We start from the raw sequence: 23883 nt of genomic DNA on the forward strand, positions 1-23883 counted from the left end.
GGGCGGTGGCGGGGTTCCGCGCGCGGTCAGCTCTCGCCGGGCGCAGCAGGCGCGGGGACGGGCGGCGGTACCGACGCCGGACAGGCCGCCGCGGCAGGGGCTGCCGTTGTCAGCGGCGAGGCTTGCGCCGCCCTCGCCTCCCCGGCCTCCTCGCCCGCCCTCGCCTCCACCGCCGGCTCCGCCGACGACGCGGCCGCCATGTGGGCGCGGACGCGGTCGAGGTGGAGGTGCATGAGCGCGGCGGCCCGCTCCCCGTCGCCGTCCGCGACGGCTGCGGCGATCTCCTCGTGGTCGTCCAGGGAGTCGGCTGTGTGAGCCGGGGGGACGCCCAGCGGACTGCGCAACAGGATGACCTGCTGCTGGACACGCCACAGCTGCTCCGCGATCCGCGGGCTGCGGGCGGTGTCGGTCAGGGTCCGGTGGAAGTCCAGGTCCAGCCGGTGCACGAAGCGCCGGCCGCCCTGGATGGTCTTCCGTGCCCGGGCACAGGCCGAGCGCAGCGCGGCGACGTCCCTGTCCCGGCGGCGCTCGGCGGCGAGCCGGGCGGTCGCCGTCTCCAGCGCCGTGCGGAGTTCGAACAGGGCCGCCACGTCGTCCGGGTCGGCGGTGAAGACCGTGGCGCCCCGGTTGGGGTGGTGTACCAGCAGTCCCTCGCTGACGAGTTGCCGCACGGCCTCGCGCAGCGGGCCCCGGCTGGTGCCGAGTTCCCGGGCGAGCACCACCTCGTTGATCCGGGTCCCGGGAGGCAGGTGGCCGCCGAGCAGCCGCTCGCGCAGCACCTCGACGATCTGGACGGCGAGGCCGCGTTGCAGGGTCTCACTCACGGGCAGCGCCCTCCGTCGCTCGTCTGAAGTGTCGACAGTCGCCAGTTGACAGGCAGGGTTTCCCGGCTGTCAAGGGTCTGAGGCATATTCGTTCCGACGTTCGACAGCTTGGCCGTCGAGTGATAACTGTCGACAGTTGACGAGAACGAAAGGCGGACGCAACTGATGCACACTGTGGTGGCCGAGGTCTGGCGCGGGGACTTCCTGGAGTCCGTGCACCACGGGACGGTCCTCGCGACCGGCCCGGAAGGTTCCGAGAGCCTGCGGATCGGGGAGGTCGACACCCCCGTGTACCCCCGCTCCTCCAACAAGCCCCTCCAGGCGCTCGGGATGCTGCGCGCCGGGCTGGAGTTGGACGGTCCGCTCCTGGCGCTGGGCTGCGCCAGCCACTCCGGGGAGGACACCCACCTGGAGGGCGTGCGGACGATACTGGCGTCGGTGGGGCTCGGCACGGACGCGCTGCGCTGCACGGCGGCCCTGCCGATCGGCGAGGGCGCGCTGCGCGCGTATCTGGCGACCGGAGGCCGGCCCTCCCCCCTGACCATGAACTGCTCGGGCAAGCATGCCGCGATGCTCGCGACCTGCGTCACCAGGGGCTGGGACACCGCCACGTACCTCGACCCCCGGCACCCGCTGCAGGTCCTGCTGCGCGAGACGCTGGAGGAGTCGGCGGGCGAGAAGGTGGCGGCCACCGGCGTCGACGGCTGCGGCGCGCCCCTGTTCGCCCTCAGCCTGCGGGGCCTCGCCCGCGCCTTCGGCCGTCTGGCCTCGGCGCCGGAGGGGAGCTTGGAACACCGCGTGGCGCACGCGATGAACACGCACCCGCACTACGTCGGCGGCACCGGCCGGGACGTGACACGGCTGATGCAGGCCCTGCCGGGTGCCGTCGCCAAGGACGGCGCCGAGGGGGTCTACGCACTGGGCCTGCCGGACGGCTCGGCGGTCGCCCTCAAGATCGCTGACGGTTCCCAGCGTTCCCGCCCCGTGGTGATGGTCGCCGCGCTGCGCCACCTCGGGATCGACGTGGACGGCGACGAGACGCTCTCGGCCCTCGCCACCGCCCCGGTCCTCGGCCACGGCCAGGTGGTCGGCGCGATCCGCCCCACTTTCTGAGGCACGGCTTCCGTCCTTCTTCAGGCGCGCTGAGGCACGGCTTTGGTGGCCGTCCGCGCACGGGACGGCGGTGCCTCCGACCGCGTGAGAACGCAGGCGGACAACAGCGGAGTCACGTCCCAGTGGCGGCGGCGGACCGTTGCGGCAGCCGGGGGTCACACCAGCCCAAGGCCCATCCGCCCGCGGTCCTCCCCGTGCCGTGCGCCGCCCCCGGGACACCGCAGTCCGCCCCGCCCGCCGTCGCTCCCGCTCCCGCAACGGCGCGGCAGGCCATGCCGGCGCGGAAAACGCAACGTCGACAAGGTCCGCACAGACAGCTACCTTCACCTGGTCTTCGGCGACCGCCCACGGTCGCAGGGGAGTTCCTCCAGCCCGTGCCACCCGCGACGGGACGACCGCACCACGCCCACGGACCTGGTCCACCTGCGTGAGGCGCCGAACCGGGCCCCCACCGGGCCCCCACCAGGGAGAGAGACGCATGCCCCGTCTTGCGCTGTACACCTTCGGCGTCCTGAAGTCGCCTCTCGCCGATCCCGCACCTCTCACGCGCGAGTTCTACGACATCGGTGCGTCCGTCTACCGCGAGATCAGCCGGCACCCCGGGTACCTCGCTCACGCCGAAGCGGCGGAAGGTGAGCGGGGCACGCTCTTCGGGGCGGACTGGGGTGCGTGGGGAGAGTTCGCCGTACCGCCCTGGTACGGCAAGGGCCGTACGGCGCAGACCACCGCCCTGGCCGCGACCCTCTCACTCTGGACCGGCCTGCGCCCCGCCTTCGACGCCGTCTACACCGGCCTGCACCGTGCGGCGCTGAACCGGCGCCACGACTGGTTCGAGAGGACGGGACACCCCAGTCACGTGTCCTGGTGGGTCTCCGAGGACGTGACGCCCACCTGGCAGGACGGGGTCTCCAGGCTGGAACACCTCCACGGCCACGGTTCCGCACCGCACGCCTTCACCTTCCACCACCCGTTCACCCCGGAGGCAACCGCGACCAGGGCTGAAAGCATCGGGACGAAGGCACCGGGCCGAAGAGCGGCCGGGTTGGCTGGCCGGGACGCCTGACGCCTGACGCCGCCCTGCCCACCAGTGACTCCGCCGCCCCGAGGAGTCCCCGGCGCGCACCGGCCCCCGGGCGCGGCCGAGCCGCCCTCTGTCCAACTCCCGCTGCGCAGGGGCCCGATCGGGGGTTCCGGTGCCCGCCGGACGCCAATATCGTGGCGCGCTGGCATTGATCAGGAAGTTCCAGGTCACCTTCGACTGCGCGGAACCCGAACGCCTCGCCCGCTTCTGGTGCGAGGTTCTGGGGTACGTCGTGCCGCCGCCTCCCGAGGGGTTCGGCACGTGGGACGAGTACAAGGACTCGCTGCCGCCTGAGGAACCGGACGCCTGGTTCGCCTGCGTCGACCCCACCGGCGTGGGGCCGCGACTGTACTTCCAGCGCGTTCCCGAAGGGAAAGCCGTCAAGAACCGGGTCCACCTGGACGTGCGGGTCGGCACCGGGCTGGTGGGGGAAGAGCGTCTCGCCGCACTCCAGGCCGAGTGCGCGCGGCTCGTCCCGCTCGGCGCGGTACACGTGCAGACCCTGTACGACGGCACCGACTCGTGCATCCCGATGCAGGACATCGAGGGCAACGAGTTCTGCATCGACTGAGGGGTCCTTGCGATATGAGCGTCCGATGAGGTCGCGTGGTCCGGTGCCGTGCATCGCCAGGCGCCGGAGAGTCCTCGTAGCGGAGCTACCAGGGCTTTTCGGCAACGCCGCGAGGTGCGGTGCCAGACCACGCGGCCCGGGCGGGCATATGGCAAGGACCCCTGAGGCCGTGGTGCCCGGCACGGTCGCGCGGTGGACGGCCCCTGGCCGGGTCGCCAGGGATCGGGGGCAGACACCGGTGGTGGCGGCCTGCCCTCCGCCGCCTGCCCGGGTGCAGCTGCAAAACCACCGGGAGGCGTCCGCAAGGCCCTGCTCCGGCAGGGCTTTCCGCAGTTCGTGCGGTGGCCCGCGCCGCACCGCGCCGGCCCGCGTGGGCGCCCGGGAACCTCAGGTCGGTTTCCCGCCGGCACCCCCACCCTCGCTACGGCTTACTGGAACCGCAGCCGCCTCGCACGACGTGGCGGCGACGCGGTGCGGACGAGTCAGCGGGAGGACGTATGCACGGCAAGGTGGCACTGGTGACCGGCGGGAGCCGGGGCATAGGGGCGGCGAGCGCTCTGCGGCTGGCCCGTGACGGCGCGGACGTCGCGGTGACGTACGTGGCGCGCGAGGAGGCGGCTCAGGAGGTCGTGCGCCGGGTGGAGGCGATGGGGCGGCGGGGCCTGGCACTGCGGGCCGACTCGGCCGACGCGGTGGAGGCGGCCGACGCGGTGAGACACACCGTGGAGACCTTCGGCCGCTTGGACGTGCTGGTGAACAACGTGGGGCTGGGAGTGCTGGGCCCTCTGGAGAGCCTGAGCCTCCCTGAGGTGGACCGGGTCCTCGCGGTCAACGTGCGCGGCGTCTTCCTCACCTCACAGGCAGCCGCCGCCCACCTGTCCGAGGGCGGGCGCATCGTCACCGTCGGCAGCTGCATGACGCAGCGCGTGCCCGGCCCCGGCGGGACGCTCTACGCGATGAGCAAGGCGGCGCTGACCGGCCTGACGAAGGCGCTCGCCCGCGAGCTGGGCGGTCGCGGCATCACGGCCAACATCGTGCACCCCGGCCCCGTCGACACGGAGATGAACCCCGCCGACGGTCCCCACGCCCAGGAGCAGGCCGCGATGACGGCACTCGGACGTTACGGCACGGCCGAGGAGGTGGCTGCGACGGTTGCGCACCTCGCCGGCCCGGACGGCGCGTACCTCACCGGCGCGGAGTTCTCGGTGGACGGCGGGCACGCAGCCTGAAGCCACGTCCGCGCCTTGCCCCCGCAGCCGCTTGTCACCCCGGGGCCCGTGTCACCGGCTCTCGGGGGAGCACGCTATTCACCGGGCCAACAGGCGCCGCAGCCACCGCAGTCGGGCCTCACGGGCGTCCGCGGAAAGGGCGGCCCGGGGGGCGATGGAGTCGAAACCGTGGAAACCGCCGGGCCACACGTGGAGTTCGGCCTGGCCGCCGGCCTGCCAGATGCGGGTGGCGTAGGCGACGTCCTCGTCCCGGAAGGTCTCGGTGGAGCCCACGTCGATGAACGCCGGCGGCAGGCCGGACAGGTCGGTGGCGCGGGCGGGGGCGGCGTAGGGCGAGACCTCGTCGGTGCCGCGTGCCTCGCCCAGCAGGGCCGTCCAGCCGGCCTCGTTGGCCGCGCTGTCCCACACCCCGAGGCCGGTCATCTGACGGGCCGAGGGGGTGTCGTTGCGGTCGTCGAGCATCGGGCACATCAGGAGCTGCCCGAGCAGCGCGGGGCCCTTGCGGTCCCGGGCGAGCAGGGCGACGGCCGCGGCCAGGCCGCCGCCGGCGCTGCCGCCGACCACGACGATGCGGCCCGGGTCGACCCCCAGCTCCTCGGCGTGCTCCGCCGTCCAGACGAGTCCGGCGTAGCAGTCCTCGACCGGTCCGGGGTGGCGGGTCTCCGGGGCGAGGCGGTACTCCACCGAGACGACGGCGAAGCCGAGTTCCTGCCCGTAGTCCAGCAGGTCGTCCAGGCCGACGCGGTTGTGGCCGAGCACCATGCCGCCGCCGTGGATGTGGTAGACGGCCGGGGTCGGCTCGGTGGCTCCGGTGGGCCGGCAGATCACCAGGGAGATCTCGGGGGCGCCGGCGGGCCCGGGGACGGAACGCTCCTCGACGCTCCAGGCGCCGCCGCGGGCCAGGTCCTCGTCGGTGGGGGCGGCGTGCCGGGCCGCCATCGAAGCCTCGCGCATGGCCGCGATGTTCTCCAGGCTGAACCCACCGGGCGGGACGACCCCGCTCACCGCGGCGAGGGCTTCGGCGAGTTCGGGGTCGAAGGGCGGGGGCGGGCCGACCGGGACGGGGGTGGATCGGCCCGGAGTGGGGCTGGTCATCAGCGGCTCCCGGTGGTTCGCGGTCGGGTGGGACTCCCTCGTCGGCAGCCCTCAGGGGGACGTGGAGCCGCCGCCCGGGGATGCTAACCCACGGTCAGCGGTGGCCGACCGGCTCGGCGGACTCCCCCGGCAGGCCCGGCCTGTGGTCCCGCCGGGAGCCCGGCCGGTCCGCGTGGCGGCCGCTCGTCCGCGACGGCGGGGGCGCGGCCCGGGTCGAGGGCGGGGCCGCCCGGAATTCGGTGGCGACGCGCGGCTTTCCGCCTCCGTGCGGCATCCGCACGACGGCGATTCGGCCGGGCCGGCAACCTCTCTCCGTGAATGCCCGGACGACGTCGCCTCGTGACGCTCCGATGCGAGGGGCTCGGGAATACCTCAGGTATTCGGCCGGGTGCCCGTTCGCCGGGCACGGCCAAGCGGGGCGCAGGCGCACCGGGGCGGCGGAGTCCCCTCACCCGGAAAGCACAAACGCCCCGGACCGAATTGACGGCCGGGGCGTGACCTGCGAAAGTAAAGGGTTCGCGCTATCGCATGCAGACATATACACGTGGTGCGCGAAATGCTTTATGACGTCATAATATCCGGGCAGGAGTCGCATTGTCAAACGTCGAGTCTGACGAGGAATTGCGCCGGGAGCAGGCATTCATGGACCTGCTCTACGAGCGTCTGGCTGAGTTGCGGGCCCGCGCCGACTCGGCGCTCCAGGACGCCCTCGCCTCGCCGGATGGCGGTACCTTCCAGTCCCGGGTGGAGCGCGACGTGCTGGTGGCCGAGCAGTCGGGGCTGCTGGCGGCCTTCGACGCCGGCGAGCGGGGGCTGTGCTTCGGTCGCCTCGCCTTCCGGGACGGGCGCGACCACCACATCGGCCGCATCGGCATCCGCCGGGACGACGCGGAGCGCACGCCCCTGGTGCTGGACTGGCGGGCCGAGGTCGCCCGCCCCTTCTACCTGGCGACCGGGCACCGGCCGATGGGGCTGCGCCGCCGCCGCCACATCAGCTCCAAGGGGCAGCGGGTCACCGCCCTCCACGACGAGATCCTCGACCTCGCGGACACCGAGCGCACCGGACACGAGGCGAGCGACGCCGACGAGGTGCTGCTGGCCGCGCTGGACTCGGCACGCACCGGCCGGATGCACGACATCGTGCAGACCATCCAGGCCGAGCAGGACGAGATCATCCGCGCGCCCCACCGGGGCGTGCTGGTCGTGGAGGGCGGGCCGGGCACCGGCAAGACCGTCGTCGCGCTGCACCGGGCCGCCTACCTGCTGTACGCCCACCGCGAGGTGCTGGCCCGCCGGGCCGTGCTGGTCGTCGGGCCCAACCCGGCCTTCCTCGGGTACATCGGCGAGGTGCTGCCCTCGCTCGGCGAGACGGGGGTGCTGATGGCGACCCCCGGCGAGCTCTTCCCCGGCGTCACGGCCACCGGCACCGACACCCCGCGGGCGGCCCGGGTCAAGGGGGACGCGGCGATGGCCGGGGCGCTGGCGCTCTTCGTCCGCGACCAGCAGCGGCTTCCCGAGCCGGAGGTGGTGATCGACCACGAGGACGGCGAGCTGGTGCTCGACCGGGAGATCGTCTCGCGCGCCCGCCAGGAGGCCCGCGACACCGGTCTGCCGCACAACCTGGCCCGTCCGCACTTCGCCTTCCGCGTCATCGACGCGCTCACCGCGCAGCTCACCGAACGGCTGGGCGCGGACCCGTTCGGCGGCCCCAACCTGCTGGGCCCCGACGACGTGGCGCAGCTCGGCCGGAACATCGCCGCCAGCGACCGGGTGCACGCCGCCATCGGCGAGCTGTGGCCCACGCTGACGCCGCAGGAGCTGGTCGCCGACTTCCTCGCCGACCCCCTCCACCTGCCCGAGGCGGACGCCGCGGCGGTGCGGCGTGCGGACCGCACCGCCGCGTGGACGACCGCCGACGTGCCGCTGCTGGACGAGGCGGCCGAGCTGCTCGGCGAGGACGACTCGGCGGCCCAGGCCCGGGCCGAGGCCGAACGCCAGGAGCGGGTCGCCTACGCCCAGGGGGTCCTGGACCTCTCCTACGGTTCGCGGACCCAGGAGTTCGAGGACCGGGAGGACGAGGAGTCCGAGGTGCTGGCCGCGCACGACCTGATGGACGCCGAGCGGCTGGCCGAGCGGCAGGAGGAGGTCGACCACCGCACCGCGGCCGAGCGCGCCGCGGCGGACCGGACCTGGGCCTTCGGCCACGTCATCGTCGACGAGGCGCAGGAACTGTCCGCCATGGCCTGGCGGTTGCTGATGCGGCGCTGCCCGACCCGCTCCCTGACGCTGGTGGGCGACCCCGCGCAGACCGCGGAGCCCGGCGGCTGCGGCTCCTGGGAGGCGATCCTCGGCCCTTACGTCGGGGACCGCTGGGAAATGGTGCGTCTCGGCGTCAACTACCGCACCCCGGCAGAGGTGATGGAGCTGGCGGCCCGGGTGCCGCGCGCCACCGATCCCGGCTTCACCCCGCCCCGCTCGGTCCGTGCCACCGGCGAGCAGCCCTGGGTGGCGAGGGCCGAGGACCTGCCGGCGGCGGTCGCCGGGGCCGTGGCGCGGGAGCTGCCTGCCGAGGGGCGGCTGGCGGTCATCGCACCCCCGGAGCAGCTGGCCGCTCTGGCCGCGGCACTGCCCGACGCCTCCTGGGGTGAGGTGCCCGACCTGACCCGGCCGGTGGTGCTGCTCGGGCCGCGGCAGGCCAAGGGCCTGGAGTTCGACACCGTGCTCGTGGTCGAGCCCGCCGGCTTCGGACCGAGTGACCTGTACGTGGCGCTGACCCGCTCCACCCAGCGTCTGGGGTTGCTGCACTCCCGTCCGCTGCCCGCCGCCCTCGGCGACCTGACCGGGCTGGTGGCGCGGTGAGGCTGCTGGTCACCGGGGGCGCCGGCTTCATCGGCTCGCACCTGGTGCGGGCCGCCCTGGAGGAGGGCTGGGAGGTGACGGTGCTGGACCTGCTCACCTACGCCGGCAACCGGGCCAACCTGCCGCCGCCCGGCCCCCGGTGGTCGTTCGTGCGGGGCGACGTGCGCGACGGGGAGGCGCTGCGGCGGCTGCTGCCCGGGCACGAGGCGGTGGTGCACTGCGCCGCAGAGTCGCACGTGGACCGGTCCATCGCGGGGGCGACGGAGTTCACCTCCACCAACGTGCTGGGCACCCACACCGTCCTGGAGGCGGCCCGGCGTGCCGGGGTGGGGCCCCTCGTGGTGGTCTCCACGGACGAGGTGTACGGGTCGATCGCCGAGGGGGCGTGGGACGAGGAGCAGCCGCTGCGGCCCAACTCGCCCTACGCCGCGTCGAAGGCCGGTGCCGACCTGGTCGCGCTGGCCTACCACCGCACCCACGGGACGGACGTGCGGATCACCCGGTGCGCCAACAACTACGGGCCGCGCCAGCACCCGGAGAAGCTGATCCCGCACTTCGTCACCCGCCTGCTCACCGGCGGCCGGGTCCCGCTGTACGGCGAGGGCGCCAACGTGCGGGAGTGGCTGCACGTCGAGGACCACTGCCGGGCGCTGCTCTCGGTGCTGGCGGACGGTTCTCCCGGCGGGGTCTACAACATCGGCGGCGGCACGGAGTTGACCAACCGGGAGATGACCGGGCGGCTGCTGCGGCTGTGCGGCGCGGACTGGGACCGGGTGGACCGGGTGCCGGACCGCGCCGGCCACGACCTGCGGTACGCGCTGGACGACGGCCGCATCCGGCGGGAGTTGGGCTACGCCCCGCAGGTGCCGTTCGAGGACGGGCTGGCCGCCACGGTGGAGTGGTACCGCGCGAACCCGTCGTGGTGGGAGCCGGCGGTGCGGGCGGCGGGCTGACCCGGTGGCGGGCGGGCGGCACCGGCCGCCCGGGGCCCCTCGCACCCTCCCGGCAACCTTTCCTTCACTTTCTCTTCCGTGCCTGTTGGCCGGGCGTTCACCGCCGTGGCATCGTGGGCCGGTCGTTCGCGTCACTCGAACACCACCGGCGTCACCTGGTGCCGCAGGAACCGTGGAGGGCGGAAGCCGTATGGGCAGCACACGCAGGAGCAGAGGCCGGCGACGGTGGGGGGCGGCGGCGGGCGCCGCGGTGCTCACCCTGCTGAGCGGGGCGCAGGCCACGGCGGCCACCCCCGCCGGCCACCGGCCCGGGTCGACGGCCACGCCGATCAAACACCTGGTGGTCCTCTTCGACGAGAACATCTCCTTCGACCACTACTTCGCCACCTACCCGCAGGCCGCGAACACCGACGGCACCAGGTTCACCCCGTCCCGGCACACCCCGAAGGACGTCGAGAACCTGCGGACCGCGGGGCTGCTGAAGAAGAACCCCAACCAGTACCTTCCCAAGCGGCTCACCCCCGACCAGGCGGTGACCTGCGACCAGAACCACAACTACGGCCCCGAGCAGTACGCCTACAACGGCGGCCGGGCCGACAAGTTCGTGGAGAACACCGACTCCGGCAAGTGCTCGGGCAACCTCTTCGGCGAACCCGGCCTGGTGATGGACTACTACGACGGCAACACCGTCACCGCCATGTGGAACTACGCCCAGCACTACGCCCTGAACGACAACTCCTTCGGGTCGGCGTACGGCCCCTCGACGCCGGGCGCGATCGAGCTGGTCTCCGGCCAGACCCACGGCATCATCTCCACCGACCCGGCCTCCTCCACCGAGCACCCGCGCCAGACGGACAAGCCGGCCTCCAGCGTCCTGGTCTCGCCGGACAAGAACGGCGTGGGGACGATGGTCGCCGACCCGGACCCCGCCTACGACGACTGCTCCGGCTCCGACCACACCAGCAAGGACCCCTACGGGAAGCTGCTGGGCAAGAACATCGGCGACCGGCTGAACGAGAAGAAGGTCTCCTGGGGCTGGTTCCAGGGCGGCTTCCGGCCCAGCACCCCGTGGGACGGCACCTCCGGCCACCTGGCCAAGTGCGGCGGCAAGACCCACGCCAACGTCGGCGGTGAGCAGGTCGTCGACTACAGCCCGCACCACAACCCGTTCGCCTACTACGCCTCGACGGCCAACCCGCACCACGTGCCGCCGAAGAGCGTCGCCGAGATCGGCCACGACGGGCAGGCCAACCACAACTACGACCTCACCGACTTCGACGCGGCGGCGAAGGCCGGCCGGCTGCCCTCGGTGTCCTTCCTGAAGGCTCCGGCCTACCGGGACGGCCACGCCGGCTACTCCGACCCGATCGACGAGCAGCACTTCCTGGTCGACGAGATCAACACGGTCCAGAAGTCGCCGCAGTGGAAGGACACCGCCGTCGTCATCGCCTACGACGACTCCGACGGCTGGTACGACCACGTCCAGGCCAAGGTCCGCAACGGTTCGAAGGACACGTCCGTCGGCAGCAACGGCAAGGCCATGGACTCCCCCGCCTGCCAGAACGGCCCCGCGGCCGCCGGCGGGTACAAGGACCGCTGCGGCCCCGGCACCCGCCAGCCGCTGCTGGTCATCTCCCCGTACAGCAAGGTCAACCACGTCGACCACACGATGACCGAGCAGACCTCGATCACCAGGTTCATCGAGGACAACTGGCACACCGCGCGGATCGGCGACCACTCCTTCGACACCCGGGCCGGGAAGCTGGACTCGATGTTCGACTTCCGCCACCCCGACAACCGGCAGGTCCTCCTCCACGAGGACGGCTCGGTCGCCTCGGTCGGCCCGATCCGGACCGTGGCCCCCGTCCGCACGAAGCTGACCGACGTCACGGCCTCCCGGACCGCGATGGCCGAGACCGCGGCGGAGACCGGCCGGACCTCCTCGCTCCTGCCGCTGAGCCTCGGGGCCGGCGCGGCGGTCGTCGCCGTCCTCGCGGTGACCGCGGGGGTCCGCCGGCGCCGCTCGGCGGCTGACGCGGGGTGAGGCGTTTCCCGGGCGGCCGGCGCTGAGGCGGCGGTCCGGGACGGTGTCGCCGGCGGGCGGCGCGCGGCTTGCGGAGCCTGCGCGCCGCCCGTCGGCGTGTTCCGGGCCGCCGGCAGGTACCCGGACCGTGCGCGCCCGGCCCCTCGCCGGCCGGTGTCAGCCCCGGCGGGTGCGGAAGGCCTCGCCGCGGGCGTACCGGCGGACGCGGGCCAGCAGCGGGAAGCGGGTGCCCTGGGCGGCGGAGGTGCGGTCGAGCTCCTCCATCAGGCGTTGGGTGCGGGTCTCGGCGTCCAGTTCGTCGAGGATGCGGTCGACCTCCGCCAGCAGCGCTCCCTGGAGCTGCCAGGCCAGCGGGTACTCCTGGACGCGTCCCAGGAGCAGCTCGGCCATCCGGTCACGGGCCTTGATGGCCGAGGCCAGCTCGGAGGTCAGACGGCTCTCCGCCTCGTCGGCGTTGGCGCTGACCTGGGTGGAGACCAGCACGGCGAAGCTCACCAGGGCGTGCCCCATGTAGGTGAAGAGGTCCCGGACGGCGCCGGCCACCTCCGGGGGGAACAGCGGCTCGTCGGCCCCCCGGCGCTTGGCCAGGTCGGTGAGCGTGCGGGTGATCGTCCGTACGTTGACGACGCAGATCTCCAGGGTGTCCAGCCCGGTCCGCAGCACCAGGCGGGAGAGCAGCCCCTCACGGACCCGGGGGTTGAGGCGGAGGCTGTCCTCGGCCTGCCGCAGCGCCTCGTCGACCTCGGAGACGTCCTGGTCGAGTTGGCGCGCCGCGTACAGCCGTTCGGCGGCCTCCGAGACGGGGGTGTAGTCGCCCAGTGCCTCCCCGATGTAGACCAGCAGCATCCGCATGCGGCGGGCGAGGTCCTCGATGGAGCGGCCGGCGGTGGTGACCCAGAGCGGCGGGGCGAAGAAGAGGTTGAAGGCGAGGCCGATGACCGCGCCGATGATCGTCTCCAGGACGCGGTCCCAGGCCTGGGTGGCGATGTTGGTCATGCCCAGCACCAGCATGGCGCTGATCGCGACCTCGTTGACGAACTCGTAGACCCGCACGAACCGGGCGACGGTCAGTGCCAGCAGGATGATCCCGGCCAGGCTCCACCAGTGCAGCCCCACGATGGTGCTGACGCCGATGGACATCATCACGCCGATGGCGACGGCGTTGACGCGGCGCACGCTCATGGTGAGCGTCGCGTACAGCGTCACCTGCACCACGAGGAGCGCGGTCAGCGGGGCCGTCAGCGGCGCCGGCTCGTGGCTGAACTGGGTGGCGACGGCGTAGGCGATGGTCGCCGCGGTCGTGGCCCGCAGGGTCTGGGCCACGACCGGTTCCGCCAGCCGTCCCCTGACCCAGTCCCAGGCCGGCCGGACCGTCTGCGGTACGGGGAGAGCAGCAGCACGCACCTTCGGGCCTCACAGAACGGTCGCGTCGGGAGTCGACAGCGAGGCGCCCGCCGCACGGGGACCTCTCACTGCGTCTTCCCCCACTTCCGCGCCGCAGACCACCGGCGGCCCCAGCGCCACCTGTATGCACCCGGTGGCGCGGGGCGGACGGCTCCCCGCGGGTGGGCCGGTCAGAGGCGGGCGGGCCTGCGCACCGGGGCGGCGGCGCCCGTCATCAGCGCGTGGAGCGTCTCGAACTCCTCCACGCAGCGGGCCGCGCCGCGCACCACGCAGTCCAGCGGTTCCTCGGCGACGGTGACCGGCACCCCGGTCTCCTGACGCAGCCGCAGGTCCAGGCCGCGCAGCAGGGCTCCGCCGCCGGTGAGGTGGATGCCGCGTTCGTAGATGTCGCCGGCCAGTTCGGGCGGGCACTCGTCCAGGACCCGGCGGACCGCGCCGACGATGATCTCGACCGGTTCGGCCAGTGCCTCGCGTACCTCGTCCTCGGCCAGTTCCTGGATGCGCGGCAGGCCGCTGACGTTGTCGCGGCCCCGCACGGTGTAGGTCGTGGGCCGCTCCGGTGCGCCGTCCTCGTCGGCGGCGACCGGGGTCCACGCGGCGGAGCCGACGGCCTTCTTGATGTCCTCGGCCGAGGCCTCACCGATGAGCAGCGAGTGCTTCTTCTTGACGTGGGCGAGGACGGCCGCGTCGAGGGCGTCCCCACCGGTGCGCACCGACTGGGCGGTGACGATGCCGCCCATGGAGAGCACGGCCACCTCGGTGGTGCCGCCGCCGATGTCGACGACCATGCAGCCGTAGGGCTCCTCGACGGGCAGTCCGGCGCCGATGGCCGCCGCCATGGGCTCCTCGACCAGGTGCACCTCGCGGGCGCCGGCCCCCTTGACCGACTCGACGACGGCGTACCGCTCGACGCCGGTGACGCCGGAGGGGACGCAGACCACCACGCGCGGTTTGGCGAACCGGCGGGCCGGCAGGGCCTTGCGCATCAGGGCGCGCAGCATCTGCTCGGCCGCGTCGAAGTCGGCGATGACCCCGTCGCGCAGGGGGCGCATGGTGGTGATGCCGGAGGGGGTCCGCCCGAGGGTGCGTTTGGCGTCGAGGCCGACCGCGACCACGTCGCCCGTGGCGTTGACGGCCACGACGGAGGGTTCGTTGAGGACGACGCCCTTGCCGCGGGCGTAGACGAGTGTGTTGGCAGTGCCGAGGTCGATGCCTATGTCATACGTTCCGGACGCGGTGCTGGACGCCATGGGTTCGTTTGCTCTCTCTCGACGGGTGGGCTACGCCTGACCCGCGGGACGCGGGGGCCGAGACCGCGCGATCGCGGACATCAGCCCCAGACACCGTCAAGGCGTCCATTACGGGCGATCTCCAGCGTACAGGCGTTCGTCTGACCTGCGGTTGTTCGCTACGACGTTCGGGTGGCGGGCTCAGGGCGAGAGCGCCTCGGCGAGGTCGTCGAGGGCGTCGACCAGCAGGTCGGCGGTGCGCAGTGCCACGCCCGGCGCCACCCCCGGCGCCTCGGCCTCTGCCTCCGCCTCCCAGCGCAGCCAGGTCTCGCGCAGTTCGCCGAAGTCCAGGGGGGCGTGGTCCCGGATGGCCTCGGCGGCCGGTTCCAGGCTCTCGCGCAGGGTGTAGACGAACGCGACGGCCTCCGGGGAGGTCGGGGCGTCGCGCGGCGGCAGGTGGGCCTCGGCGATCATCGTGACGTGGCCGACGGTGGACAGGGCCGTCTCGGCCGCGGACGCGGTGGCCAGCGAGAGTCCGCGGTGGCGCACGGGCTCCTGCTCGGCGCGGCCGACGCTCTCCTCCCACGCGGCGCGCGCCGACCTGGCGTTCAGCAGGGCGTCCCGCACCTGGCGGGGCCTGCGGTCGGCCGGGCGGGCGTAGATGTCGAAGACGGCGACGGCGTAGGCGCCCTGGGCCAGCAGCCAGTCGGCGAGGCGCTCCCGCAGCCGGGGCGTCTCCCAGGCGGGGAAGAGGGCGTAGGAGAGCATCGCCAGCAGCCCGCCGGCCAGGGTGAGGACGGCGCGTTCGGAGACCGTCTGCTGCCAGCCCGTCCCCGCGATGCCCAGCAGGAAGACGACGTACGCGCCGACGCACGCCGAGGAGACCGAGACGCCGGTGCGCATCAGCAGGTACATCAGGAAGACGCAGCCGACGGCGAGTGCGGCGCTGAGGTAGGGAGCGGGCCCGTTCAGGAGCGCCACGACGGCGCCGGCCAGGGCGACGCCGACGACGGTGCCGGTGAACCGGGCGACGCCGCGGGCGTAGGTCTGCCCGAAGTCGGGGCGCAGCACCATCACCGCGGTCATCGGCGCCCAGTAGGCGTGCCCGTAGGGCAGCAGGTGGGCCAGGAGGTAGCCGAGCGAGGTGACGACGCTGACCCGCAGGGCGTGCCGCAGGATGCGGGAGGACCAGGTGAACTGGCGGCGCACCGAGTACAGCGCCATCGGCACCAGCTTGGGCATGCCGGGGCGCAGCAGGTGGCCGCGCTCGCCGGTCTGCGCGGCCCGGGAGGCCTCCACGGGTTCGTCGGTGAGTTCGACGGCGTCGGCGAGGAGGGAGATCAGGCGCAGGCCCGCGCGGCGGGCGGCGCCGGTGAGGGCGTACTCGCTCTCCGGCACCCCGAGCACCGCGGTGGCCTCGGCCGGGAGCCGCACCGGACGGGCGTGGCGGACGGCGTGGGCGACGGCGTCCAGGACGGTCGCGGCGGCGCCCAGTAGGTCGTTGACGCGCTGCCGTTGCGGGCCCTCGGTGGGTGCGCCCACCACGGGGTCGGCGAGGGAGGCGAGGACGGGGCGGACCTGTTCGGCGAGGCCGCGGGGGCCGTGCAGCTGGACGGGGCGGTGGCGGGCCTGGTGGGGCGTCATCTCGGCGGCGAGCCGGGCGTCCATCAGCGGGGCGGGGTCGAAGGGGGCGACCGGGTCCTCCCGCAGCCGGCGGGCGTAGTCGGCCTCGGCGGCCAGGGCGTCGGCCAGGGCGTCCCGGCGCGAGCCCCAGCGTCGGATCGGCACCAGCACCACCAGCGCCGCCTGCACCACGCCGCCGGCAGCGATGAGTGCGGCGTGTTCGAGGGCGCCGAGGACCGAGGTCGGCAGGGTGACGGTGACGAGCATGACGGAGATGGTCTGGGTGCCGATGAGCCCCGCCACCGGCCCGACCGCCCAGGCCATGCCGGCGGTGAACGTCCACACCGCCAGCAGCACCAGGAAGACCGCGTAGTGCACGGCCGCGAGGTAGCCGAGGAAGGTGGAGACGGCCAGCGCCCCGGCCACCGCCAGCGCGAGGACGGGACGGGGCCGCCAACTGCGCTGGAAGGTGGTGATGCCGGCGGAGAAGGCCCCGAACGCGGAGGAGACGGCCAGGGTGGGGCTGGCCAGCCACAGGCTGAGGAAGACGACGAGTGCGACACCGGCCGCGCCGCGGACGGCGAGCAGCGGAGTGAGTTTGGCGCGCTCGACGGTCAGTCCGGACCGTGCGGTCGTCTTCAGCGCGCTCGACCAGCTCATACGGAGAGAATACGGGGCGGGCCGCGGGGGTCGGCGGTGGCGGGGGGGGCCGGGGCGTCACCGTGCGTGCCCCGGCCCCGCTCCTCACATCGTGCAGGCCACGTCGAGGAGCTGGAGGCGGTGGCGGCCGTCGGTGTCCACGTAGACGGTGAAGCGGGCGGACCGGCCGGCGGACCGGCGGGTGGTGACGGTGGCCCAGGCGGTGTGGGGTGCGTCGGCGGCGGCCACCGGGCCCACGGTGACCTCCTGCGGGGCGGCGGCCGGGTGGCCGGGGGCGGGGCGGGGTGCGCAGAGCAGCAGGTCGTCCTCGGGCATGTCGGCCGCCTTGCGCCGGAGTTCCTCGGCGACGTCGCGGCGCCGGGCCTGGTCGGTGGGGCCGTGGTGGCCGTAGAAGGCGGTGAGGAAGCGGTGCACGGCCCAGGGGGAGTGCCGGGCCGCGGGGGCTGCCCGGCCGGGCCCGGTGGCGGCGGGCCGGGGCGTGGCCGGCGCGGGGGTGGCGGGCGCGGGGGTGGCCGGCGCGGGGGTGGCCGGCGCGGGGGTGGCCGGCGCGGGGCCGGTCGGGGGCTTGGCCGGACGTGGGGCGGCGGCCGGTGCGGTGGCGGCCGGGGAGGACGCAGGGGCGGCTGGGGGCGGTGGTGCGGCGGCGCCGGCCGGGGGCGTGGCGGGGAGGGCGAGGGCGGCTGCGGTGGCGGCGCACGCGAGGAGGGTGCGAGGTGCGGGCATGGAGGGTGGGTGCCCCCTGGCGGTCGGGGGCCTCGCCGGCCGTCGGCTTCTCCCTCCGCCGCCGCACCGACGCCACACGGAAGGCCGTGTCGCGCCGGGCCCGGCCCGAGGGCGTCCCGTCTCGCCCGCCCGTCTCCGCCTCCGTCCCGGCGGCCTCCTGCCTCCCGGCCGCTCCGGGGGCGGGGCGGCGCCGCACCGGCTCAGGAGACCACGTCCTTGCGGGCGAATCCGCGGAAGGCGAGGGCGACCAGGACCAGCGCGTAGCCGACGGAGACCGCGCAACCCTGGATCATGCCGGTCCAGTCCAGCTGCGGTTGCAGGGCGTCGGCCCAGGCGAACTGCCAGTGGGCGGGCAGCGCTTCGCGCCAGTCGCCCAGGGCCGTGACCTGGTCGAGCACGTTGCCGACGATGGTGAGGCCGACGGCCCCGCCGACCGCTCCCAGCGGTGCGTCGGTGGCGGTCGACAGCCAGAAGGCGAGCCCCGCGGTGACCAGGTTGCTGACGAAGAGGTAGGCCACCACGACCAGCAGCCTGGGGACGGCTTCCCCGGCGGGCAGCACGCCACCGGTGGGCAGTTGCAGCGGGCCCCAGCCGTAGGCCACCGTTCCCGCTGCCAGGGCCACCAGGGGCAGCAGCACCATCGCCGCCAGGCTGTAGCCCAGCGCCACCACCAGCTTGCTCAGCAGCAGGCGGGCCCGGGGCACCGGGGCGGCCAGCAGGTACCGCAGCGAGGACCAGCTCGCCTCCGAGGCCACCGTGTCGCCGCAGAACAGCGCCACCGGCACCACCAGCAGGAAGCCGGCGGAGACGAAGAGGCTCACGGCGGCGAAGTTGGGCCCCGAGGCCGTCGCGGTGTCCATGAGCGTGATCCGCCCCGAACGCGAGGCGGGCGTCCCGCCGATGGCGAACGCGGCGATGAGCACGAACGGCAGCGCCGCCAGCACCAGGCCGACGACGAGGGTCCGCCTTCGCTTCCACTGCCGGCGCGCCTCCACCCGCAGGGGCAGGGTGCGGCCCGGACGGTAGCCGTGGGCCCGTGGGACGGGTGCCTTCGCGGCAGTGGTCACCTCTCGCCTCCGATCAGTGTCAGGAACGCGTCCTCCAGGCGCCGGTGCGGGCCGACGCGTTCCACCGGGACCTTCAACCGCACCAGGCCGGCCAGGATCTCCGAGGTGCTCGCCGAGCCGTCGGGACGCACCAGCAGGCCCTCCTCGGCCGGGGTCGCGGACGCCACTCCGGGGAGGGCGGCGACCTCCTGCGCCACGGCCTCCGGCACGGGTTCCGCGGTGCCCACGAGCAGGGTGTCGCCCACGCCGACGATCTCACCGACCGGGCCGGCCTGGACCAGCCGGCCGCGGTCCATGACGACCAGGTGCGTGCAGGTCTGTTCGACCTCGGCGAGGAGGTGGCTGGAGACGACGACGGTACGGCCGGCGGCGGCGTACCGGGTCATCACGCCGCGCATCTCGCGGATCTGCGGCGGGTCCAGGCCGTTGGTCGGCTCGTCGAGGATGAGGAGGTCGGGCAGGCCCAGCATGGCCTGGGCGATGGCCAGCCGCTGCCGCATGCCCTGCGAGTAGGTGCGCACCGCGCGGTCGAGGGCGTCGCCGAGCCCGGCGATCTCCAGGGCCTGGTCGAAGTGGGCGTCCTCGGGCGGCCGGGCGGTGGCCCGCCAGTACAGTTCGAGGTTCTCGCGGCCCGAGAGGTGCGGCAGGAACCCGGCGCCCTCGACGAAGGCGCCGACCCGGGAGAGGACCGGGGCGCCGGGCCGGACCGCCTGCCCGAAGACCCGGATCTCGCCGGCGTCGGGGCGGATGAGGCCCATCAGCATGCGCAGCGTGGTGGTCTTGCCGGCGCCGTTCGGGCCCAGCAGCCCGAGGACCTGGCCCTGCTCCACCCGGAAGGAGACCTCGCGGACGGCGTAGCGGTCGGCGGAGCCGGCGTACCGCTTGCTCAGCCCCGTGATCTGCACCGGGACTCGGGCGAGGGCGGGGTCGGGGGCCGGGGCCGCGGTGCGGCGCCGGCCGGTGAGCAGCAGCAGTGCCGCGAGGAGGGCGCAGCCCAGCGGCAGCCACCAGGTCCAGGCGGGCAGGGCGCCGGCGCCGCCGGTGAGCCGGGGCGCGGTGGGCAGGCTGAGCGTGCCCGGCGCCGTTCCGGCGGCCGTGCGGCTGCCGGCGGGAGCCAGGGCGACGTGGTAGGTGGCGGGTTCGACGGGTGAGGCGTAGGCGAGGTCGGTGGCGGAGAGCACCACCCGCAGCCGGTGGCCGGCGGCGAAGGCGTGGTCGACGGCCGGCAGGCGCAGCGTGACGGTCCGCCCCCCGCCGCGGCCGGCGTCCTCCTTGACCCCGGTCAGCCGGTAGGGGACGACGAGTTGGTGCGGCAGCACCTGTTGGCGGCCGTCGGCCGAGACGTCGTAGAGCTTGGCGAAGAGCACCGCCTCGCCGGTGCTGGAGCCGACCTTCACGCGCACGGTGGGCTCGCCGGTGACCCGCACGGAGGAGGTCAGCGGGCGGGTGTCGAAGTGCGCGTACTCACCGGGGATGTCCAGGGAGAGGCCGGCGCCGGCCGCGGACAGGGAGCTGAGCGCCCCGACGCCGGGGACGGTGGAGATCGCCGGCGGTCCGGCGCCGGCGGGGTTGGCGAAGGTCTGGGCCACGCCGGACAGCCGCACGGTGCGGGGGTCGCCGCTCAGGCCCGGGTAGCGGTCGGCGCTCGCACCGGTCAGCCGGGCCGAGCCGTTGGTGGAGTCCACGCCGCCGGTGCGGCTGACGCGGAAGGCCGGACCGGTGTCCACGCTCCGGTCGCCCTTGAGGTAGCGGTCGAACCAGGTGGTGGTGCGGTCAAGGACGCGGGCCGCCTCGGTGTCGCCGCCGTCGTGGCCGCCGGCGGTCCAGTCCACGTCCACCGGGGCGCCGCCCCGGGCGATGGCCCGGGCCATGGCGTCGGCCTGGTCGAGGGGGAAGAGGCTGTCGGTCTGGCCCTGGGTGATGAGGGTGGGCACCTTGATGCGGTCGGCGACGGCGGACGGGCTGCGCGCGGTGAGCAGGGCGCGGGCCGCGGCGTCCGGCTTCCCGGACACCGCCACCCTCCGGTACATGGCGCACAGTTCGTCCTCGAAGCGTGCGCAGGACGAGCCGTCCCCGCCTGCGGCGGTGCCGCCGGGCGCGGGGGTGCTCGCCGCGCCGCCCGGGGCGTCCGTGCCGGCCGCGCCGCCGGTGTCTCCCGCCCCGGCCGTGCCGCCGCTGCCGCCGGCGTTCGTGGTGTCGGTACCGGTGGCCGTGCCCGGTGCGGTGCCGGCGGCCGGGCCCGCGGCGCCGGTGGTGAAGAAGATCTGCGTCCACAGCTTCTTGAACACGCCGTGGGGGAAGAGGGCGTCGGCCAGGTTCCAGTAGGTGAGGGAGGGGGCGATGGCGTCCACGCGCCGGTCGTAGCCGGCCGCGAGGAGGGAGACCGCCCCGCCGTAGGAGGCGCCGGCCACGCCGACGCGCGGGTCGCCGGCCTTGTCCAGCCGCACCTGGGGGCGTCGCGCCAGCCAGTCCACCAGGTGGCGGACGTCGGCCACCTCACCGTCCGGGTCGTTGAGGCCGATCTTCCCGGTCGAGCGTCCGAAACCCCGGGCGGACCAGGTCAGTACGGCGTAGCCGGCGCGGGCGAGGTGCTCGGCCTGCGCGCGGACGTCGTCCTTGCTGCCGCCGAAGCCGTGGCCGAGCAGCACCGCGGGCCGGCGGCCCGGGCCGCCGGCCGTGAAGAAGGAGGTGTCGAGGGAGACCTCCTGCTCGCTCCCCGGCGCGGCGGGCGTGTGCAGGACCTGGTCGGTGCGGTGGACCGGCGCCGGGTCCTCGGCGAGGGCCGTGGCCGACCAGGCGAGACCACCGGCCAGGACGACGAGGGCCGTCAGCACCGCGTACAGCCGCCGCCCGCGCAGGCGCAGTGATCGCAGACTCATGGCCGCATCCTAGGGACGCCACCTGACGATCACACCGTCCTACCGGAGGAGAGAAGGCCACCGGGCGCCCCTTCACGGTGCGCGGCGAGGGCCGGCGGGCTCCTCTCCCCGCCGGCCCGGTCCGCCACTCGGGTGACGGGGGTGCCTCGCCGCCGCGCCCCGCCACCTGCGGCCTCGCGGTCCGATTAGCCTCCGATACGACGTGCGCCCGGGTCGGGGCCCGGCGCACGGTCCACACGTCCGGGGCCCGCAGGTCCCGGAGGGACGAGAGGAAACGGCGCCATGTCAGCTCCCGGCCGCCCGGCACCGGTTGCGCTCCGCGGCGCGACGGCCCTGGCCTCCGCCCTCGTCCTGTGCGTCACCGCCGGCCCGGCCGCCGCACACGGTCCCCGTCCGGTGCTGCTGGTGCGGCCCGACGGATCGGCCGTCACCGTCGGGCCCGCCTCGGGCTGCTTCACGGTGGCCGGGCCGGTGCGTTCGGTGAGCGTGCCCTTCGGCCACGGCGTGGAGTTCCACGCCGGTCCCCGCTGCACCGGTGGGGTCACCTTCGCGGGAGCGGACAGCCGGACCTTCGAGGATGCCGTCGCGGTGCGCAGCGTGCGGGTCGACACCACCGAGGAATGAAGCCCCAGGACGCGTCCCGGGAGCCGCCCCCGGCCCGGCGTTCGCCCGCCGCTCACCCCGCGCTCCGCAACCGCCCGCGCGACCTGACAGACTCAAGGGAGCAACCCGCGCTTAAGCTCCCATGACGGGAGACTTCGGTCACATGCTCGGAGGCGGTCGGGCCGGGTCCCGGCCAGGTGGCGCCGGCACCCCCGCGATGCGGTCCGCCCGGCCGCCCCGGGACCGGCAGCCCGTCCCGCCCACGGCGGTGGCCCGTGGCGAGGGCGCGGGAGCAGCCCGCACCTGCACGACCGCACGACCTCGGAAGGCCGGCCTGCCGATGACGCACGCACGCTCTCCCCGCACCTCCCGCCCCCTCCCCGCACCCGGTCCCCGCACCGGCCCGGCCGGGCCCGTCGGGTGCCGCGGCGCTCTCGGCGCGGGGAGCTGATCGGTGTGGCGGGACTCGGTTCCGGACGCCGGACGCGGCAGGAGGCACGTGACCCCAGGGAACCCGACGCCCGGCGGACGGCGGGACCCGCGGCGGCGCCGGGCGGTGCGCGCCTGCCCCGGTTCGTCGTCGCCGTCGCCGTCGTCGCCGCGATCGGCGGTGCCCTCTTCGGCTACGACACCGGTGTGATCTCGGGGGCCCTGCCCTACCTGGCCGGGTACTTCTCGCTCGGTTCGCTCGGCGAGGGCGTGGTCACCAGCTCCCTGCTGATCGGTGCGGCCTTCGGCTCGCTCGCCGGCGGGCGGATCGCCGACGGGCTGGGCAGGCGCCGGGCGCTGCTCTGCGCCTCAGTGGTCTTCGTGGCCGCCTCGCTGGCCGTGGCGTTCGCCCCCACGGCGGCCTTCCTGGTGGTGGCGCGGGCGGTGCTGGGCCTGGCGGTCGGCAGCGCCTCGGTGATCACCCCGCTCTACCTCTCCGAGGTGGCGCCGCCGCACGTGCGCGGCCGGCTGGTCTCCCTGAACTCCCTCATGATCGTCAGCGGTCAGCTGCTGGCCTACCTGGTCAACGCGGTGCTCGCCCACTGGGCCGCCTGGCGCTGGATGCTGGCGTTCGCCGCGGTACCGGCACTCGCCCTGCTGGCCGGCATGGTCTTCCTGCCCGACACGCCGCGCTGGTACGTGGGACGGGGACGGGTCGAGGACGCCTCCCGGGTGCTGCGGCGGTCGCTGCCCGAGGGCGGGGTGGAGGAGGAGCTGGCCCGCATCGAGGAGGCCAGGGCCCACGAGCGGAGCGCCCGGACGGGCGTGCGGCACCTGCTGCGCACTCCGTGGCTGCGCCGGCTGCTCCTGATCGGTGTCGGCCTCTCGGTCGTGCAGCAGGTGACCGGGGTCAACGCCGTGGTCTACTTCGCCCCCACCATCCTGCGCACCACCGGTCTGGCCGTGGACACGGCGATCACCGCGAGCATCGCCGTCGGCGTGGTCTCGGTGCTGGCCACCGTCGTGGGCATGACGCTGGTCGACAGGGTGGGGCGGCGCCCCCTGACGCTCGGCGGGCTGACGGGCATGACCGTCTCGCTGGTGCTGCTGGGCGCCGCGTTCCTGCTGCCGCCGTCCACCGGCGTCAGCTTCCTCGTCCTGGCGTTGATGGTCTGCTACATGGGCTGCATGCAGGCGACGCTGAACATCTCGGTGTGGCTGCTGCTGGCGGAGATGTTCCCGCTGCGGGTGCGGGGCCCCGCCATGGGGGCCGCGGTGTTCGTGATGTGGCTGTGCAACTTCGCGGTCGCGCTGCTCTTCCCGGTGGTGCAGGAGGCCGTGGGCGCCTCCGTGACCTTCTGGCTGTTCGCGGTGGCGTGCGTGCTCTCCTTCGTCTTCTGCCACCGGTACGCCCCGGAGACCAAGGGCGTGCCGCTGGAGGAGCTGGAGCACCGTCTGCGGGCCGGGGCCGGGGGCTGACGCCCGGCCCCGGCCACC

Annotated in this window: 17 protein-coding genes; 9 read left to right on the forward strand and 8 right to left on the reverse strand. The window is 74.5% G+C overall.

The genetic code is table 11. From position 1 onward, the window contains the following. Positions 1–26: 26 nt before the first annotated feature. Positions 27–824: a GntR family transcriptional regulator gene (locus tag ACFV3R_RS03625; protein WP_385574795.1), complete on the reverse strand. Its 798-nt coding sequence runs from the start codon at positions 822–824 to the stop codon at positions 27–29. Positions 825–989: 165 nt separating this feature from the next. On the opposite strand from ACFV3R_RS03625, the gene ACFV3R_RS03630 reads away from it, so the two are divergent. The 4 genes from ACFV3R_RS03630 (at position 990) to ACFV3R_RS03645 (ending at position 4818) form a co-directional block, all read left to right on the forward strand. Continuing rightward, positions 990–1937 (forward strand): asparaginase, encoded by a 948-nt coding sequence (locus ACFV3R_RS03630; RefSeq protein WP_385574798.1) that lies wholly within the window; start codon positions 990–992, stop codon positions 1935–1937. Positions 1938–2415: 478 nt separating this feature from the next. Beyond that, positions 2416–3000 carry a DUF3291 domain-containing protein gene (locus ACFV3R_RS03635; RefSeq protein ID WP_385574801.1) on the forward strand — a complete coding sequence of 195 codons (585 nt, stop codon included), beginning with the start codon at positions 2416–2418 and terminating at the stop codon, positions 2998–3000. A 160-nt stretch (positions 3001–3160) separates the two neighbouring features. Then, on the forward strand, positions 3161–3589 hold the full coding sequence (locus ACFV3R_RS03640; RefSeq protein ID WP_385575477.1) for a VOC family protein: 429 nt from the start codon (positions 3161–3163) through the stop codon (positions 3587–3589). 497 nt (positions 3590–4086) lie between these two features. Beyond that, on the forward strand, positions 4087–4818 hold the full coding sequence (locus ACFV3R_RS03645) for an SDR family oxidoreductase (protein WP_385574804.1): 732 nt from the start codon (positions 4087–4089) through the stop codon (positions 4816–4818). A gap of 78 nt (positions 4819–4896) precedes the next feature. Here the strand turns inward: ACFV3R_RS03645 and ACFV3R_RS03650 are convergent, their stop codons facing one another. Next, the gene (locus ACFV3R_RS03650) at positions 4897–5913 is read right to left on the reverse strand and encodes an alpha/beta hydrolase fold domain-containing protein (RefSeq protein ID WP_385574807.1); all 1017 of its coding nucleotides are present in this window, start codon (positions 5911–5913) and stop codon (positions 4897–4899) included. Between the two features lie 621 nt (positions 5914–6534). On the opposite strand from ACFV3R_RS03650, the gene ACFV3R_RS03655 reads away from it, so the two are divergent. From ACFV3R_RS03655 to ACFV3R_RS03665, 3 genes are all read left to right on the forward strand, one after another. After that, the gene (locus ACFV3R_RS03655) at positions 6535–8772 is read left to right on the forward strand and encodes a HelD family protein (RefSeq protein ID WP_385575480.1); all 2238 of its coding nucleotides are present in this window, start codon (positions 6535–6537) and stop codon (positions 8770–8772) included. Continuing rightward, on the forward strand, positions 8769–9725 hold the full coding sequence (rfbB, locus tag ACFV3R_RS03660; RefSeq protein ID WP_385574809.1) for a dTDP-glucose 4,6-dehydratase: 957 nt from the start codon (positions 8769–8771) through the stop codon (positions 9723–9725). The genes ACFV3R_RS03655 and rfbB overlap by 4 nt, the downstream gene beginning before the upstream one ends. 190 nt (positions 9726–9915) lie before the next feature. Further along, positions 9916–11769: a phospholipase C gene (locus tag ACFV3R_RS03665; protein ID WP_385574811.1), complete on the forward strand. Its 1854-nt coding sequence runs from the start codon at positions 9916–9918 to the stop codon at positions 11767–11769. Between the two features lie 156 nt (positions 11770–11925). On the opposite strand, the gene ACFV3R_RS03670 is transcribed toward ACFV3R_RS03665, so the two are convergent. The 6 genes from ACFV3R_RS03670 to ACFV3R_RS03695 all read right to left on the reverse strand — a co-directional run bounded on the left by ACFV3R_RS03670 (position 11926) and on the right by ACFV3R_RS03695 (position 21354). Further along, entirely contained in the window at positions 11926–13092 is a 1167-nt protein-coding gene (locus tag ACFV3R_RS03670) for an aromatic acid exporter family protein (RefSeq protein ID WP_385574813.1), read from the reverse strand. A gap of 251 nt (positions 13093–13343) precedes the next feature. After that, positions 13344–14423, reverse strand: coding sequence for a rod shape-determining protein (locus tag ACFV3R_RS03675; RefSeq protein WP_385574816.1), 1080 nt, complete (start codon positions 14421–14423; stop codon positions 13344–13346). 180 nt (positions 14424–14603) lie between these two features. Then, positions 14604–16685, reverse strand: a complete 2082-nt coding sequence (locus ACFV3R_RS03680) for an FUSC family protein (protein WP_385574819.1) — start codon at positions 16683–16685, stop codon at positions 14604–14606. Between the two features lie 84 nt (positions 16686–16769). Then, a complete protein-coding gene (locus tag ACFV3R_RS03685; RefSeq protein WP_385574822.1) occupies positions 16770–17408 on the reverse strand; it encodes a hypothetical protein in 639 nt (212 codons plus the stop codon). 200 nt (positions 17409–17608) lie between these two features. Beyond that, the gene (locus ACFV3R_RS03690; protein ID WP_385574825.1) at positions 17609–18475 is read right to left on the reverse strand and encodes an ABC transporter permease; all 867 of its coding nucleotides are present in this window, start codon (positions 18473–18475) and stop codon (positions 17609–17611) included. Further along, on the reverse strand, positions 18472–21354 hold the full coding sequence (locus ACFV3R_RS03695; RefSeq protein WP_385574828.1) for an alpha/beta fold hydrolase: 2883 nt from the start codon (positions 21352–21354) through the stop codon (positions 18472–18474). The genes ACFV3R_RS03690 and ACFV3R_RS03695 overlap by 4 nt, the downstream gene beginning before the upstream one ends. Positions 21355–21636: 282 nt before the next feature. Here ACFV3R_RS03695 and ACFV3R_RS03700 point away from each other — a divergent pair, with 282 nt between their 5' ends. Both ACFV3R_RS03700 and ACFV3R_RS03705 read left to right on the forward strand, forming a co-directional pair. After that, the gene (locus ACFV3R_RS03700) at positions 21637–21978 is read left to right on the forward strand and encodes a hypothetical protein (protein WP_385574831.1); all 342 of its coding nucleotides are present in this window, start codon (positions 21637–21639) and stop codon (positions 21976–21978) included. Positions 21979–22413: 435 nt separating this feature from the next. Continuing rightward, a complete protein-coding gene (locus ACFV3R_RS03705) occupies positions 22414–23865 on the forward strand; it encodes a sugar porter family MFS transporter (RefSeq protein WP_385574834.1) in 1452 nt (483 codons plus the stop codon). Positions 23866–23883 lie beyond the last annotated feature (18 nt).

Origin of the sequence: Streptomyces sp. NPDC059740, from assembly GCF_042733155.1 — a bacterium.
Lineage (GTDB): Bacteria > Actinomycetota > Actinomycetes > Streptomycetales > Streptomycetaceae > Streptomyces.